This is a genomic window from Limnothrix sp. FACHB-881, assembly GCF_014698135.1.
GTDB lineage: Bacteria > Cyanobacteriota > Cyanobacteriia > CACIAM-69d > CACIAM-69d > CACIAM-69d.
In genome coordinates this window covers 21,571-36,248 of the sequence record NZ_JACJSN010000019.1, presented here as the reverse complement: position 1 = coordinate 36,248, position 14,678 = coordinate 21,571, and the positions used below count along the sequence as shown (strand labels likewise).

Sequence of the window (14,678 nt, the reverse complement as noted above, 5' to 3'; positions counted from 1 at the left end):
TTGGAGCATCGGCCCTAGGTCTGGATGGGTTCGTTGCGGCTAGGGTCGCCCAAAAACGGCTCGATCGGGGGCGGTATTACCACCGGTTGCGGTGGGCCACCCCATTGGGTTTGTAAGTCCGTGAGGAGTTTGTCTTGCTCCGCCCGCAGGCTGTTGACTTTGGTGCTGCGGTTTTGGATCGAAAACCAAACCAAGCCCCGATCTCGCGTGGGCAAAAACCCAGACAGGGCACTGACGTTAAACAAACTGCCGGTTTTGACAGCGGAACCGGCGGGCATTTTGCGCCGGGCAATGGTTCCCCGATCGCGCCCGGCCATGGGCAACAGGGCCGCAACGCCCTCCGGAATGCCCAGCACTTGCAAGCGCCGTTCCAAGGCAATCCCGATCGCGGTGATCGCCCTGGGAGAGAAAGCATTGCCCTGGCCCAAACCGGAGCCATTGAGCGATCGCAACTCCGTTTCTGACAGGCCCGTGAGCGATCGCAACTGTTGCGCCACCTTCACGCCGCCGCCCATCTGGCGGGCCAGGGTTTCGGCCATGAAGTTATTGCTGTAGAGGTTCATTTGCTTCAGCAAACTCAACAACGGCAGCGATCGATGGCGAATCAACAAGCGCCGGCCCGCTACGGGTGTGGTCGTGCCCGGTGTGGCGGTGGCGTTGGGCAGTTGGTTGGGCGAAGCCGAGGGCAGGGCATCCAACGCTGGCCGCACCGTTCCCGCAATCACCACCTGGGGCTTGGGTGTGCCGGGGGGCATAGTTCCATGGACACGGGTGAGCAAGGGCGACCAAGCCGCTCCATTGATCCCTTGGCGCAGTAAGGTTCCGCCCAGGGCTGGCCCCGGTGGGTTGGGGTCTTCTGGATCGGGCAAAAAGTTCATCTCAAAGCGCCCTTCAATCACCAGATCGCCGGTTACCCGGTTGATGCCCAATTGCTGGAGCGCATTCCCAAGGGCGATCGCCTCTTCCCAGACAAACATCGGATCGCCACCGCCGCGCACAATCAAGTTGCCTTGGAGGGTTCCTTGGGCGATCGGCCCGTCGGCCCAAATTTCCGTGATGAATTGATGGTTCGGATCCCAGGTTTCCAAAGCCGCTAAGGACGTGGCCACCTTGGTCAAGGATGCGGCGGAGAGGGGGCGATCACCCTGATGTTGGGCCAAAACGCGCCAGTTGGCTTGGAACCAAAGGCCCTGTTCAGCGGGGTCAATGCCGGCCGCCTTCAGGCGATCGAGATATTGCTGCACCGTTGCCTGTGCTTGGGGTTCTGCCTGGTTTGGCCCCCAAAACCAACTGCTGCCAACGCGATTCAGATAAGTCACGGCTCCCTGGTGGAGCAAGTCAACCCCGGGTGAGAGGGTGAGCAGCGTTGCGAGTCCCGTACCGATGAATCCTTGCACTGTTCTGAATGCCCTGATGAGTTCTCTGATTTGCTGCGTTGCCTATTCGCTGCGTCGCCACCGTCGCAGCAGGATCTGCAATTCCGGCAGGCGCAACTGCCAAGCCACGGCCCCAAAAACCCCTAAGCCCGCTGAACCCGCCAACACCAACAACAGCAATTGCTCAAGCAGCGAGGATCCCAAGGATCCCGCCAGCCCCCAGCGCACCCCCCAGGCCACCCCCCCAGCCAGGAAGCTCCCCAACAGCACACCGCCAAAGGGCTTGGCCCAATCGCCCCAGGGCAAGCCGCCAATGCGTCGATCGAGCAACCAGAGCAACGCCGCCATGGCCAGGGCATTCACCCCCACCGTGGCCAACACAATGCCGGCCGCGCCAAACCGAGGCACGAGCCACCAGTCCAGCAGCGCATTGAACCCGATATTGACCAAACTGATCCGAAAGGGCGCATTGGCATCACCCAGGGCATAGAAGGCTCGCACCATCACATCCCGCCCAAGATAAACAAACATGCCAATCCCGGCGGCCATCAAGACGCTGGCCACCAGTTGGGAATCGTTGCTGTTGAAGGCTCCCCGCTCGTAGATTACTTGAACGATCGGGTCAGCCAGGGCGATCGTCAGGCCGCTGAGGGGCAACATGGCAATCGCGGAAACCAACAACCCTTGCCGAAGCCGATCAATAAATACGGGTCGATCATCCGCTGACCGGGCCAACACCGGCAACAGGGGCACAAGCACCACGTTGGAAACCAGGCCCAAGGGGGTTTGGATCAGCAAGTTGGCGTAGTTGAGGGCTGCCGCCGCCTGGGGCACAAAGGAGGCAAAAAATAAATCCGTGTAGAGATTAATCTGCAACATGCCGGAGGAGAGGGCCGCGGGCCCCATCACGCCCAGCACCGCTTGCACGCCTGGGTGGCGCAGCGACCAACGCAGCCGAAACCGCCCCATGCCCGCTTTGATTTGGGCGGGCAGTTGGACTAACCATTGCAAGAGGGCCCCGGCCGTGGTGCTGGCGGCCAACAGCACCCCACCCAGCGCCAGGGTTTCAGGGCCAGAGCCGCCCTGTTGCCAAGCGAACCAGCCGATCGCCCCGATCGTGACGATGCTGGACAGAACGGGACTGATCGAGGGCAGCCAATACAGATCGGCGGCGTTCAGCGTGCCGAAGCCAATCCCGATCGCCCCGGCCAAGAAGGCGATCGGGGCCATTACCTGCAATTGCAACGCCGCCAGCTCACGGGTTTGGACGGCAGCGGCGGTGTTGTGGACGCTCAAGCCGGGAGCCAACAGCCCGATCGCCGGTTCCGCAAACACCACCAGGGCCGCACTCACCAGCAGCAAGGCTCCACAAACCACCGTGGTGACCGTTTCCACAATCACCGCCGCCTCCGATCGATCGCGCTTGGCCAACACACTGACCATGGCGCTGTGGAAGGGGCCATTGATGCCGCCCAACAGAATCAACAAAAAGCCCGGCAGCACATAGGCATAGGCGAAGGCATCCACCACGGGCCCGGCTCCAAAGGCCGCTGCGATCACCTGTTGGCGCACCAGGCCCGCCACCTTGCTCAGGAGGGTGGCCCCGGCCACGATGCTGGCAATGGACAGGATCGATCGCCCGGTCTGGGTTGGCTCCGGGGCAACCGGGGGCGGGGGTTCAGGGTCGAGATTGGCGGCCGGCTCGGCGGGCGAGGGGGGCGGCAATTCGGAAGCGGAGGAAGGAGGCGGAGAGTCGGTCACGGTCGAGGGGCGATCGAGAACCCGATCGAAAAAGGCTGGTTTGCAGCATACCCGAGCCAGGGAGCGATCGACCTTTTCGCCAAACCGCTATAGTCGATCTGCGTCGATTGGCTCCCCCGATCGCCGTCAGCCAACTTTCAGATTTCGATTCCAGATTCCAACGTTTTCCCTGATCGCCGCGATCGCCCGTGAATCCTATGACCCTGACCAGCCCTTCCCCATCCCCTAAACCCACGGCCGTGCTTACGGTTTCGGGCATGAAATGTGGGGGCTGTGTGGCGGCTGTGGAAAATCGCCTGAAACGCCAACCCACGGTGGCCGATGCCAATGTGAACTTGGCGACGGGCTTGGCGGTGGTGGATTTGCTGCCGGGAACCGATGTGCAGGCCACCGTGCCCGCCCTGGCGGCGGCCTTGACGGGGGCAGGGTTTCCCAGCGAAGTGCAAACTTCGGCAGATTTGACCCCGATCGCCCCGGAAACCCCGGCCACGGCGGGCGATTGGTGGCGGCCGCTGGTGATTGCCGGGGTGCTGTTGCTGATTTCCACTTTGGGCCACCTCGATCGGCTGGGGGGCCCGCCCATTCCATTGATCAGCCGGGTGGAATTTCACTTTGCGGTGGCCACCTTGGCCCTGCTGTTTCCGGGGCGAGAGATTTTGCTAGAAGGTTTTCGCTCCCTTCTGCGCGGCATTCCCACCATGAACTCCCTGATTGGCTTGGGAACCGGTGCGGCCTATTTGGCCAGTGTGGTGGCCTTGGTTCACCCCAGTTGGGATTGGGCTTGTTTTTTTGATGAGCCGGCCATGCTGTTGGGGTTTGTGTTGTTGGGCCGCACGATCGAGGCCCGGGTGCGGGTGCGATCTCGGGAATCCTTCACGGCCCTGCTGGCCCTGAAGCCAGCCCTGGCGCGTCGGTTGACCCAGGAACCCACGGAATTGGGAGAAGCGCTGCCAACGGAATCGATTCCCGTGGGAACGGTGCAGGTGGGCCAAGCCCTGTTGGTGTTGCCGGGCGATCGGTTGCCGGTGGACGGGGTGGTGGTGTTGGGTAAAACCACGGTGGATGAGGCGATGTTGACGGGGGAATCGCAGCCGGTGATCAAGCAGCCGGGCGATCGCCTGTTGGCGGGAACCCTCAACCAATCGGGGGCGATCGTGATCCGGGCCCAGCGGGTTGGCCGCGACACGGAATTGGCCCGCATTGTGCAATTGGTGGCCGAAGCCCAGGGGCGCAAGGCTCCGATCCAGCGTTTGGCCGATCGCGTGGCGGGCTATTTTTGCTGGGGGGTGATGGCGATCGCCGGGTTCACCTTTGGCTTTTGGGCCCTTTGGGGCGATCGATTCCCCGCTGTGTTGCAAGCGGCCGCCCAAACCACCGCCCACGCTAACCACACCGCCCACCTGGCCATGGCCGGGATGGCCCCCATGGTGTCGGAGCCGGTGACCCCTGGGCAACTGGCCCTGAAGCTCGCCATTTCCGTGCTGGTGGTGGCCTGTCCCTGTGCCTTGGGCTTGGCCACGCCGACGGCCATTTTGGTTGGCTCCAGTTGGGGCGCAGAACAGGGGATTTTGATCCGGGGTGGTGATGTGCTGGAACGGCTCCAGCAGGTGGCCACGGTGGTCTTTGACAAAACGGGAACCCTCACCACGGGGCGACCGGTGTTGGTCGATCGCCAACCCCTGGTGGCTGATATGACGGGCGATCGCCTGGTGCAGTTGGCGGCGGCCGTGGAGCGGGGCACTCGCCACCCCCTGGCCCAAGCGATCGCCCAAGCGGCCGCTGCGCTACCCGCTCTCCCGGCCCAAGACTTCGTGACGGAACCGGGCCTGGGAGCCAAGGCCCAAGTGGCCGATCGCCCCGTTTGGGTTGGCAATCGGGCCTGGCTGGCTCAAGGGGGAATTCCCTTGCCGGAGTCGGTGGAATCGGCCTTGCAGCACATGGCCCAGGCGGGGAAAACGCCAATTTTGGTAGCGGAGGGCGATCGACTGGTGGGGCTGTTGTCGGCCGCCGACGAGTTGCGACCCGATGCGATCGCCACCGTGCAGCGGCTCCAGCAACTGGGGTTGGATATTCGGGTGTTGACGGGCGATCGGGCTGAGGTGGCCAACGCCCTAGCCGATCGGGTTGGTTTGCCCCGGTCGGCCGTGGTTGCCGAGTTGCGACCCGACCAAAAAGCCCAAATCATCAGCCAATTGCCCCATCCGGCCATGGTGGGTGACGGCATCAACGACGCACCCGCCTTGGCCACTGCTCCCGTTGGCATTGCCCTGGGATCGGCCACCGATGCTGCCCTCGAAACTGCCGGTGTCATTTTGACGCGCGATCGACTGCTCGACCTGCCGAGCGCGATCATGCTCGGCCGCGCAACGTTCCGTAAAATTCGCCAAAACCTGTTATGGGCCATCGCGTACAATGCGATTGGCATTCCCCTCGCGGCGGGCCTTTGGTTACCCTCCGTTGGATTGGGGCTTAGTCCTGCCACTGCTGCCGCTCTGATGGCTTTCAGTTCTGTCAGTGTGGTGAGTAATTCCCTGCTCTTGCGTGTCAGCGCCCGATCGGCAGTTAGTGCGCTGCCTGAACAAAACCAGACATGTCAGAATTAGCCGTAACCGAGCTACGTCAAGAGTCTCCACACTTCGTGGAGCACAGTTAATCCAGTCCGCATAATCAGCCCATGCCCGCAGAACCCAGGCAAAATCACCTCTTAATCGTTGAAGACGACAAGGGGAGACGGGAAGTCATTCTCGAAAATCCCGTCTACTCCATTGGACGCGATCCCAAGTGCGATGTCATCCTTGTTTCTCAATTTGTGTCGCGTCGGCACGCCACCCTCGTTCGTCTGTCCTATGACGACGGTACAGCCTATTACCGAATTGTCGATGGCAACCTCAAGGGCAAACCCAGTGCCAATGGGCTGTTAATTAACGGTCGTAAGCTGCAAGTCCACGATTTACAAAACGAGGACGAAATTGTCTTTGGGCCCCAGGTTCGGGCCATTTACTACACCCTCAAGCAAGATACGCTCTCGATCGGGCCGCCGGACGAGTTTGATATCACCTTGATTAGCCCCAACATGGTGGGTGACCCGGAAGACACGGATGATGATTAACCCTTGTGTTAATCAGAACCCATAGGAGACTCCAGAATCTGAGCGTTTGAAGATGTTGTTGTTTAATCAATCATCCCTCAAGGCTTCTGGAGTCATGTTTAAGCATTATCCTATGCGCTTTCCTATCGTTTTCGGCATTGATTGACTCGGCACTGATTGATTCAGCACTGATTGATTCAGCACTGATTGATTTAGCGTTTACGAAGCATCTACAAAGCATCTACTGAAAAAGTTTCTGAAAAGCTAAAACCGAGCCTGAGCCAGCCGCTGTCACTGACCAAGTTCATTGAGAATCTTAGGAAAGTTGCAGATCTTGGCCCCGTTTCGGTTTTGGCTTTTCTTAGTTTTGGCTTTTTAAGCTGTGGGTTCATGAATGCGCGGACAATGCGCGGGTGAATTGTCCTGTGAATGAATCGATGAATGAATCGATCGCACCCTAGCCCAATTGAGCCGCGCACACCGCCGCTCCCAGCAGGCCCACTTGAGGATTCAAGACCACCGAAACGGGCACATTCTCTAACAGCTCGCTTACCCGGCCCTTGCTGCCAAAGTGAAATAGAAACTGTCCCCGATCGAGCAAGGGCAAAATCTTGGCGGCAATGCCTCCGGCCACATATAACCCGCCGTAGGGCAAGAGCTTCAGGGCCAAGTTGCCCGCCTCGGCTCCATAGGCCGCCACAAACAAGTTCATGGCCTGTTCGCAGAGTGCGTCGGACTCTTCCAGGGCAGCACGGGCAATGATTGCACCGGGATCGATGCTCTTTTCGCTGCGGCCCATTTCCTGTTCCCAGGTGCGGATGGCTTGGGCGACGGTGCTGTTTTCGTGGCCCGTTTGTCGATCGCGCAAAAATTGATAGATGCCGACAATCCCTTGACCGGAAACAATCCGCTCCACGGAGACCCGATCGATCTGATATCGCTCCTGCAAATAGTTGTGTAGCTCCCATTCCAGGGCCGATCGGGGTGCAAAGTCTGTGTGACCGCCCTCGGTGCTGAACGCTCGGTAACGGCCCGGCTCGCCCGTTGGAATCAAAAATCCTTCGCCCAAGCCAGTGCCCGCCCCCAAGATCCCGATCGGGGCCAGGGGATCGGCCTTGGCCGGCTGCAACACTTTCAAATCCACCGCTTCCAGCACCGGGATGCCATAGCCAACGGCGGCAAAGTCGTTGATCAGTTCCACATGGGGAATCTCGAGGGCTTGGATTAGGCGATCGATCTCCAGGAACCAGCCCAGGTTGGTGAGTCGTGATGTGCCGTGGGCCACGGGCCCCGCAATGCCAAAACAGGCGCGATCGGGTCGGCGATTTAGTCCGGAAGCCCCCAAAAAGGTTTCCACCATTGGCACCAAGTCGGTGAAGTCCCGGCTGGCGTATTGGGCTTCATACAGGGGTTGCAATTCCACCGCCTGGGGGGTGCGGCTGTCGGTTTCCACCAACCGCAGAATCGTTTTGGTTCCGCCCACATCACCGGCCAACAGCAGCGCCACGGTTTCGCCTCCCGTTCTCAGATTGCTAGAGCTTCAGCAGGCCAAGGAACTCTGGCCCGCCCACAAGTCAATGATCTCAACGATCTCAACCCAATCACACCCTCATCCGTCCGACCGGGACACAGCACCCCATTCCGTAGGGGCGCAATGCTTGCCATGTGCTTCAACTTAACGGTTAGCTTGTTCAAAATCATCCCAATCAGGGTCGATTGAAACCCGTCAACCCTGTAGGGGCGTACAGCCGTACGCCCCTACCCGGATTTTCTCGGTCTTAAGTTGAAGCCAATGAACGCTTGCGCCCCCCCGATACTCATGCTTGCGATCTCGATCGCTTGCACCCCGACTGATCGGGTTGACTAATTTTGCTCGAAGGGTAAGCCAAAGACCGAGCAGAACGTTTTCTCAACCTTATAGCCCGAGTCGATCGTCTCCAGCGGATCCTTCCGCAGCCGGTGACGCAAGCAGAGCACAATTACCCGGCGGATGTCATCGACGGTTACTTGGGTACGACCTTCGAGGGCGGCGATCGCCTTGGCGGCCCGGTTGGTCACGATGTCGCCGCGCAATCCGTCCACATCCAGCTCAGAACAAACTTGGGAAATTTGCACCCGCAAATCGTAGTCCAGCTCCACCGAGGGCAGCAGGTTCCGGGCGTTCACCAGCTTGGCTTGCAGGGCTTGCTGTTCCGTTTGGCAACGATCAAGGTAGCTTTGGGGGCTGCTGTCAAAGGCCGATCGCTCTTCCACAATTTGCACCCGCAGGTTCGGCTCCTTCACGGTGCGAATTTCCGCGTGCATCCCGAACCGATCAAGCAGTTGGGGCCGCAGTTCCCCTTCTTCCGGGTTGCCGGAACCCACCAACACAAACCGTGCTGGGTGGCGAATCGAAATCCCTTCGCGTTCCACCGTGTTCCAGCCCGAGGCCGCCGAATCCAGCAGCACATCGACCAGGTGGTCATCGAGCAGGTTCACTTCATCCACGTAAAGGATGCCGCGATTGGCCTTGGCCAACAGGCCCGGTTCAAAGGCTTTCACCCCTTCGGCCAGGGCTTTTTCAATGTCGATCGTGCCGCAAACGCGGTCTTCGGTGGCTCCCAAGGGCAGGTCAACCATTTGCACCTTGCGCTGCACCACGGGCAAGGACTGACCCGCCAACGCCCGATCGCGCACCTCGTCGCTCATCAATTCCGGGTCGCGGGGGTCGCTGTTGAAGGGGTCGCCGTCCACCACATCGATTTCCGGGAGCAAGTCGGCCAGGGCGCGAATCGTGGTGGATTTGCCCGTGCCCCGATCGCCAACGATCAACACACCCCCAATCTTGGGGTCAATGACGTTGAGCATCAACGCCAACTTCATTTCTTCTTGACCGACGATCGCCGTGAAGGGAAACACGGGCCGGCGGCGGGTTTCGGAACTGACAACGGTTGCGGTCACGGGCGTTTCAGGTAAGGTCGATTTTGAAGGGTTGGATCTTATGGGATCAAAATTGGGCGGGCCCTTGCGGCCGGCCGTCTTTCATTTTGCCATAGGGGTTGCGCTCCCAACGGGCGATCGGCCCGTTGGGGGAGGCTGATACCATGGACTGGTAACTTTTCAAAAATTTCGGCAAGGGCTGGGCTGTGGCTGCAACTTCATCTCCTTGGGTCTCGGTGGCACGCATGGTGGAAGAGCTGCTCTACTCAACTCGCCACCGGGCCACCCTAGGCCCGGCGGCACGGGGTCTGGCGGCCCGACGGGGGCGATCGTCGCGCTCGGCCGGTTCGCCGCTGAATTCTCAACCCAGTCGCCCCCAGCCGGCCCGGCGCGATTCGCTGGATGATCCTTGGGCCGATGACCCCGATCGCTACGTGGATGAATATGCGAATCGATATGTTGATCGTGTCGATGATCATGTCGATCGCCCCGTAGACCAGTCGGGCGATCGATCCCTCAATCGCCGGCCACGCCCCAGCCACCATCCCCGTAAAACACGCCTCCGCCATCGCTACGCGGCCCGATCGATCATCACCCGGCGTTGGTTGCCTTGGGTTGCCGGTGGCAGCCTGCTCCTGCTGTCGGATTGGCAGCTAGGATCCGCCGCTGCGGCCGGTGGGGCCGTGGTTTGGCTGGTCTACCGCACCGAGCCGCGCCATTGGCAAGCCCTCGATCGACAGATTCAAGGTTGGTTGCGAGAACTGAACCGGGGCGAAAACGGCAAGCTGACCCTGGCCCTGGTGGGCGGTGGTGCAGCCATGCTGAGTACCTACGTGGCCGCGGCCGTGTTGGGAGAATCGACCGGCTGGCTGGGGGCAGCCACGGTGCTTCAAGGGTTTGGAACCCTGGGCGCATTGGCCCTGCTGGTGCGCCACTGGTTCGGCCAACCCACGATCGAACACGATCGCCTCTTCCATCGGGCGATCGAGCGATTGAGCGATCGCGATCCCCTTTCCCAACTGGCCGCCGCCCGCCAACTGGGCCATCTGGCCGATCGGGGGCACTTGGATGCCACCCAAACCCGCACCGCCGCCGACTGTGTGCGGTTGCTGTTGCAACAGGGGTGCGATCGCCCCGTTCATGAAGCCGCTTGGGATACCTTGGCAGTGCTGGAACCGGTGGGCGCAGAACCCGGAACCGCCCGATCGGGACGATCAACCCAACCCGTTTTGGTGCGCTTGCCTCGGGTCACGGTTCGATCGCGCCAACCCTAATTCCCAGCGACCAAACTGATGGGATCGGGGTGGAAGTTTCCCGGGTGTAACAGCGAATTCTTGAGAAAACTAGAAAATTTGAGAAAATTGCACCTGGTTCGTGTTTAAGGTTTCATGGGCTACCGTTTCCTGAAGATCGCGGCCAGCCCACATTGGCAGTCGATCGCAACCAGTTAAGATAGAAATACCAACTTCCATCGGGGTCACCTTCAATCGCGTTGCCAGGGTGCAACAAGCGCACGCGATTCCCGAGTTCTAAGCCTTGCACCAAAGGAGGCCTATGCTTCAAGACCCTAGAGCCGTCCGCCACTTTCAAAAAATCGCCGATACGATCGCTGAACTGTGGAATCGGGGCTACCGCTTTGACGATATGCGGATGTACCTTGACGGTTACTTGGCAGCCCTGCGTTATACCGAGTCCTTGGAAGCGTTTTCGATTAATCGTCTCGAAGAGGAAGCCACGCGCTATCTCTACGACCCATCCAACTACGACATGGTGCAACCTCAGCCGGATTTGGTTGAATAGCGCCGCTGACCGCGTTCCAATGTCCACGATCCAATGTTTTGATGATTTGATGGGTCATTTGATCAGTGATTGGATTGTTGCAGTCACGTTCTCAGGAGATTGTTCCTAATCACGTTGCTGGCATCATATTCCCTTCAAATCTTTTGCAACTTCCCTTTTGCAACTTCTCTCAATCGATTGTCAGTCAAATTAGGTGTTCAAATTCATTTTTTCATCTCTTGTTGACTCGAGAACTCGATAACCCAAGTCATTGGGTTCATAGAAATAAGCGTGCTGCTTTCGTAGTCAAGTGATGTTTCAGCCCATGGGACTGAAATCAGGTTGGCTCAAGAATCTGGAGTAACAAGTTTCTCCTTGTTCTTGCTCTAGCATGGTGTTTTTAAAAATTGGTAGACTGATTGGGGCATCCTATGCAAAATGGGAATCCTGGTCAGTTTTTTTGTGGGCTGAATGAAAATTTGGTGAGTCCAGCTAGCTGCTTGTTTATGAAGTGGCTAACTGTTGGATTTTGATGGCCAAATTTTGATGACTTGACTTTGATGGCTGGACTTTGACGGCTTGATTTTGATTGCTAAATTTTGATGTCTTGATTGGGGTGGTTTGATTTGGGTGGCTTAAGCAGGAAGACAAAGCGCATGGATGTGGTGACCTTAAAACCAGCCCGATCGCCCGATCGGGATTTGGTGCTGCCCTTAATTAGTCAGCTTTATGAGCATGAGTCCATTGAATTTGCGCTCGATCGGGTGGGGCCCGCGCTCGATCGGCTCCTGGCCCAACCGGATTGGGGCACGGTGCTTTTGATTCAGCCGGAAAGTGATCCCCAGCCCGATCGCCCCTCCATTGCCGGTTATGCCTTGTTGGCCTACCTTTACAGCCTCGAATTTGGCGGGATGGTGGCGCTGCTCGATGAGTTGTGGATTAGCGAAGCCTGGCGCGGTCAAGGGCTAGGGCGCAAAACCATGACGGCGATCGAGCAGTTCTGTGGCGATCGCGGGCTGGTGGCCCTGCGGTTGGAAGTGGGCAAAACGAACACAGTTGCTCGATCGCTCTATCAATCCTTGGGGTTCCAGGATCTCGATCGCGACTTTTGGACCAAGCGCCTCGGTTGAGGGCCGGGCTGAAGCGGTCTGCTTTCAGACTGCCGCACCATCCCTCACCACTGTTAATTCGCCCTGTTGATTCGCCCTGTGATTTAGCCCTGTGATTTAGCCCTGTGATTTCCATCGAAAATCCCCAACCGGCCACCGTCCAGATCCGATCGGCCCAGCCTGCGGATGTGGCGGCCCTCTTTCACCTGATTGAAGCCCTGGCCGCCTACGAAAAACTCAGCCACCAGGTCACCGGTTCCCCGGAAGCCCTGCGATCGCACCTGTTTGGCGATCGGCCCTTTGCCGAAGCCCTGGTGGCCGAAGCCCAGCCCACAGCGGGCGGCGCGGCCAGCATCGTCGGAATGGCGCTGTTTTTCTATAACTATTCAACTTTTCTGACCCGGCCGGGCTTGTATCTCGAAGATCTGTTTGTGTTGCCGGCCTATCGGGGCCAGGGTTTGGGGAAAGGACTCTTGCAAGCGGTGATCGATCGGGCCAAATCGCAACAGTGCGGGCGGGTGGAGTGGAGCGTGCTGGACTGGAATGCTCCGGCGATCGCGTTTTATGAGCACATGGGCGCAACAGTTTTGCCCGACTGGCGAATTTGTCGGGTGCTGTTGCCTGAAGCGATCGCCTGACAATCTGCCCGCCAGCTCGCCCCGGCAAATTGTCTCGATCGATCGGCCAATTAGTCCTGGATCTCAATGGGCGATCGACCCAAAAATTCATCCAGCTTGGCCCGCACCACCTGGATGTCTTGCCACATCAACCATTTGGGGCTGCCCTTCTCTCGCGACTGATTTCGCAACAGGTAAGCGGGATGGAAAATGGGCATACAAAGCCGCCCTTCCCATTCCAGCCACTGGCCCCGAATTTTGGTGATCCCATCCTTGCGACCGGTCACGCCGCGCACCGCCGTGGCTCCGGTCAGCAAGATAATTTTCGGATCCACTAACCGAATCTGCTCCATCAGGTAGGGCCGGCAGGCCGCCGCTTCCTCGGGGGTGGGGGTGCGGTTGCCGGGCGGCCGACAGCGCACCACGTTGCAGATATAGACTTCCGTGGCCAGGTCAATGCGCACGGATTCCAGGATTTTTTCGAGCAACTGTCCCGATCGCCCCACAAAGGGCAACCCGGTTTCGTCCTCCGTTTGGCCCGGCCCTTCGCCAATGATCATGATCGGGGCCGTGGGCAATCCGCGACCGACCACCACATTGGTGCGACCACCGGCCAGCTCGCAACGCTGGCATTGGCGGCAATGGGCAAACAGCGCTTCAAGGCTGTTGTAGGTTCCCGGCGGAATGGGTTGCCGACCGTCTAGGGGAATCCGTTCGAGGTCGATCGCGGGCGGAGGTGGGGGGGCCGGCGGTGCAATGCCCCCAAAATCGAACAGACTAATTTGCTCGCTCACGGGATCAGTGGCGGACACGATCAAACAACTTCCTTTTTCTTCCGGTGGCTAGAGTCCGGTGGCAACCCGTTTTTGTTGGTCGGGCCGACCTAGACGGCAGCGGGTTCCATTCCCAGGCGGGCCAGCAGTCGATCGAGATCGAAATGCTCACCCATCAAGTGGCGGATGCATTGAATTTTAATCGGTTCCTGCAAACGCACTTGCCCAAAGGCCCGATCGACAATTTCCACCGTGGTCAACGTGTCCAGATCCACCGTCAGCACCGGAACTTCCAACTCTTCGGCGCGGGCGATGATTGTCGGATCCGGCGGCACTTGCCCCGTCAGAATCAAGCAATGGGTTGAGGTTTCCAAGGCTGCAAACTGAATATCTGCCCGATCGCCCCCGGTCACCACGGCCATGTTGTTGCCCTTGCGGAAATACTTGAGGGCCGAATTCACGTTCATGGCCCCGATCTTCAGGTCTTCCACCATCAGTTCCAGGCGATCGCGGCAACAGAGCACTTCCGCATCCAGTTGGCGCACCAGTTCACCCACGCTGACACTCCGCAGCAGGGAGTTGCGCGGCAGCAGCCCCAAAACGGGAATGCCTTGGGACTCCAAAAATGGCCGCGCCACACCGTTCACCGCGTCCAGTTCCTTGGCAGGCAAACGGTTCAGCACCACGCCCGCCAGTCGATCGCCCAGCAGCTCCCGAGCGGCCATCAGCCGATCGACCGTCAGGGTGGGTTCATAGGAACAAACCAGCAACACGGATGCATCCAGCGTTCGCGCCGCTTGGGCCATGGATAGTTCAAACAAACTGCCCTCTTGTAAGGAGGCGGGCCCCTCCATCAGCACCAACTCAGCGCTGGTATTGCCATAATCCTCCAGCAAGGCGCTGTAGTTGGTGGGGTCTTCCCCTTGCAACCGCTTGAGCACCGCATCGGAGGTTAGTTGCACCAGCGTCGGCAGCAGTCGATCGCTCGGGAGGTTCAATGTCTCGCGGATCAGCCGCACATCCGCATCTTCGCCATCCGTGGCCGTCATCAGGCCACCGAGCGGCTTCCCGTAACCGATCTTGATGTCCTTGGTGGCCAACAGATGAGCCAGCCCTAGCAATACCGCTGATTTGCCGCTGTACTCTTCCGTAGAACCGACGATCAAATGCCTGGGACGAAACGGCACGCTAAAACTCCTGTGTTGTGCAACAAACTGGGGCGAAATGAACCGTCTGCGGTTGGGGGAAATCGGTTG

The 14,678-nt window shown here is 59.3% G+C and carries 14 protein-coding genes; 6 read left to right on the top strand and 8 right to left on the bottom strand.

All coding sequences use genetic code 11. From position 1 onward, the window contains the following. Nucleotides 1-14: 14 nt before the first annotated feature. The 3 genes from H6G52_RS15510 to H6G52_RS15500 are packed head-to-tail and all read right to left on the bottom strand — an operon-like array spanning nucleotide 15 to nucleotide 3,396. Nucleotides 15-1,397 (bottom strand): D-alanyl-D-alanine carboxypeptidase, encoded by a 1,383-nt coding sequence (locus H6G52_RS15510; protein ID WP_190529496.1) that lies wholly within the window; start codon nucleotides 1,395-1,397, stop codon nucleotides 15-17. Nucleotides 1,398-1,439: 42 nt separating this feature from the next. Beyond that, nucleotides 1,440-3,137 (bottom strand): murein biosynthesis integral membrane protein MurJ, encoded by a 1,698-nt coding sequence (gene murJ, locus H6G52_RS15505; RefSeq protein WP_370567724.1) that lies wholly within the window; start codon nucleotides 3,135-3,137, stop codon nucleotides 1,440-1,442. Continuing rightward, nucleotides 3,055-3,396, bottom strand: a complete 342-nt coding sequence (locus H6G52_RS15500; protein ID WP_190529539.1) for a hypothetical protein — start codon at nucleotides 3,394-3,396, stop codon at nucleotides 3,055-3,057. Before H6G52_RS15500 ends, murJ begins: the two co-directional genes overlap by 83 nt. Here H6G52_RS15500 and H6G52_RS15495 point away from each other — a divergent pair. Next, nucleotides 3,377-5,740, top strand: coding sequence for a heavy metal translocating P-type ATPase (locus H6G52_RS15495; protein ID WP_370567723.1), 2,364 nt, complete (start codon nucleotides 3,377-3,379; stop codon nucleotides 5,738-5,740). The genes H6G52_RS15500 and H6G52_RS15495 overlap by 20 nt on opposite strands. 71 nt (nucleotides 5,741-5,811) lie before the next feature. After that, complete coding sequence (locus H6G52_RS15490; RefSeq protein WP_099533819.1) at nucleotides 5,812-6,246, top strand: FHA domain-containing protein; 435 nt, start codon at nucleotides 5,812-5,814, stop codon at nucleotides 6,244-6,246. 436 nt (nucleotides 6,247-6,682) lie between these two features. Here the strand turns inward: H6G52_RS15490 and H6G52_RS15485 are convergent, their stop codons facing one another. From H6G52_RS15485 to H6G52_RS15475, 3 genes are all read right to left on the bottom strand, one after another. After that, nucleotides 6,683-7,732, bottom strand: coding sequence for a glucokinase (locus tag H6G52_RS15485; protein ID WP_190529493.1), 1,050 nt, complete (start codon nucleotides 7,730-7,732; stop codon nucleotides 6,683-6,685). Between the two features lie 356 nt (nucleotides 7,733-8,088). Continuing rightward, on the bottom strand, nucleotides 8,089-9,165 hold the full coding sequence (gene bchI / locus H6G52_RS15480; RefSeq protein WP_099533822.1) for a magnesium chelatase ATPase subunit I: 1,077 nt from the start codon (nucleotides 9,163-9,165) through the stop codon (nucleotides 8,089-8,091). A 46-nt stretch (nucleotides 9,166-9,211) separates the two neighbouring features. Then, nucleotides 9,212-9,391 carry a hypothetical protein gene (locus H6G52_RS15475; RefSeq protein WP_099533823.1) on the bottom strand — a complete coding sequence of 60 codons (180 nt, stop codon included), beginning with the start codon at nucleotides 9,389-9,391 and terminating at the stop codon, nucleotides 9,212-9,214. Here H6G52_RS15475 and H6G52_RS15470 point away from each other — a divergent pair. The 4 genes from H6G52_RS15470 to H6G52_RS15455 all read left to right on the top strand — a co-directional run bounded on the left by H6G52_RS15470 (nucleotide 9,381) and on the right by H6G52_RS15455 (nucleotide 12,670). Continuing rightward, a complete protein-coding gene (locus tag H6G52_RS15470; RefSeq protein WP_190529491.1) occupies nucleotides 9,381-10,418 on the top strand; it encodes a hypothetical protein in 1,038 nt (345 codons plus the stop codon). The genes H6G52_RS15475 and H6G52_RS15470 overlap by 11 nt on opposite strands. A 280-nt stretch (nucleotides 10,419-10,698) precedes the next feature. Further along, a complete protein-coding gene (locus tag H6G52_RS15465; protein ID WP_099533826.1) occupies nucleotides 10,699-10,944 on the top strand; it encodes a DUF6761 family protein in 246 nt (81 codons plus the stop codon). A 635-nt stretch (nucleotides 10,945-11,579) separates the two neighbouring features. After that, nucleotides 11,580-12,053 (top strand): N-acetyltransferase, encoded by a 474-nt coding sequence (locus tag H6G52_RS15460; RefSeq protein WP_099533828.1) that lies wholly within the window; start codon nucleotides 11,580-11,582, stop codon nucleotides 12,051-12,053. 104 nt (nucleotides 12,054-12,157) lie between these two features. After that, the gene (locus tag H6G52_RS15455) at nucleotides 12,158-12,670 is read left to right on the top strand and encodes an N-acetyltransferase family protein (RefSeq protein WP_370567722.1); all 513 of its coding nucleotides are present in this window, start codon (nucleotides 12,158-12,160) and stop codon (nucleotides 12,668-12,670) included. 50 nt (nucleotides 12,671-12,720) lie between these two features. On the opposite strand, the gene H6G52_RS15450 is transcribed toward H6G52_RS15455, so the two are convergent. Both H6G52_RS15450 and H6G52_RS15445 read right to left on the bottom strand, forming a co-directional pair. Then, nucleotides 12,721-13,461, bottom strand: coding sequence for a uracil-DNA glycosylase family protein (locus H6G52_RS15450; protein ID WP_234406972.1), 741 nt, complete (start codon nucleotides 13,459-13,461; stop codon nucleotides 12,721-12,723). A gap of 71 nt (nucleotides 13,462-13,532) precedes the next feature. Then, nucleotides 13,533-14,609, bottom strand: coding sequence for a phosphotransacetylase family protein (locus tag H6G52_RS15445; protein WP_099533829.1), 1,077 nt, complete (start codon nucleotides 14,607-14,609; stop codon nucleotides 13,533-13,535). Nucleotides 14,610-14,678: the final 69 nt, after the last annotated feature.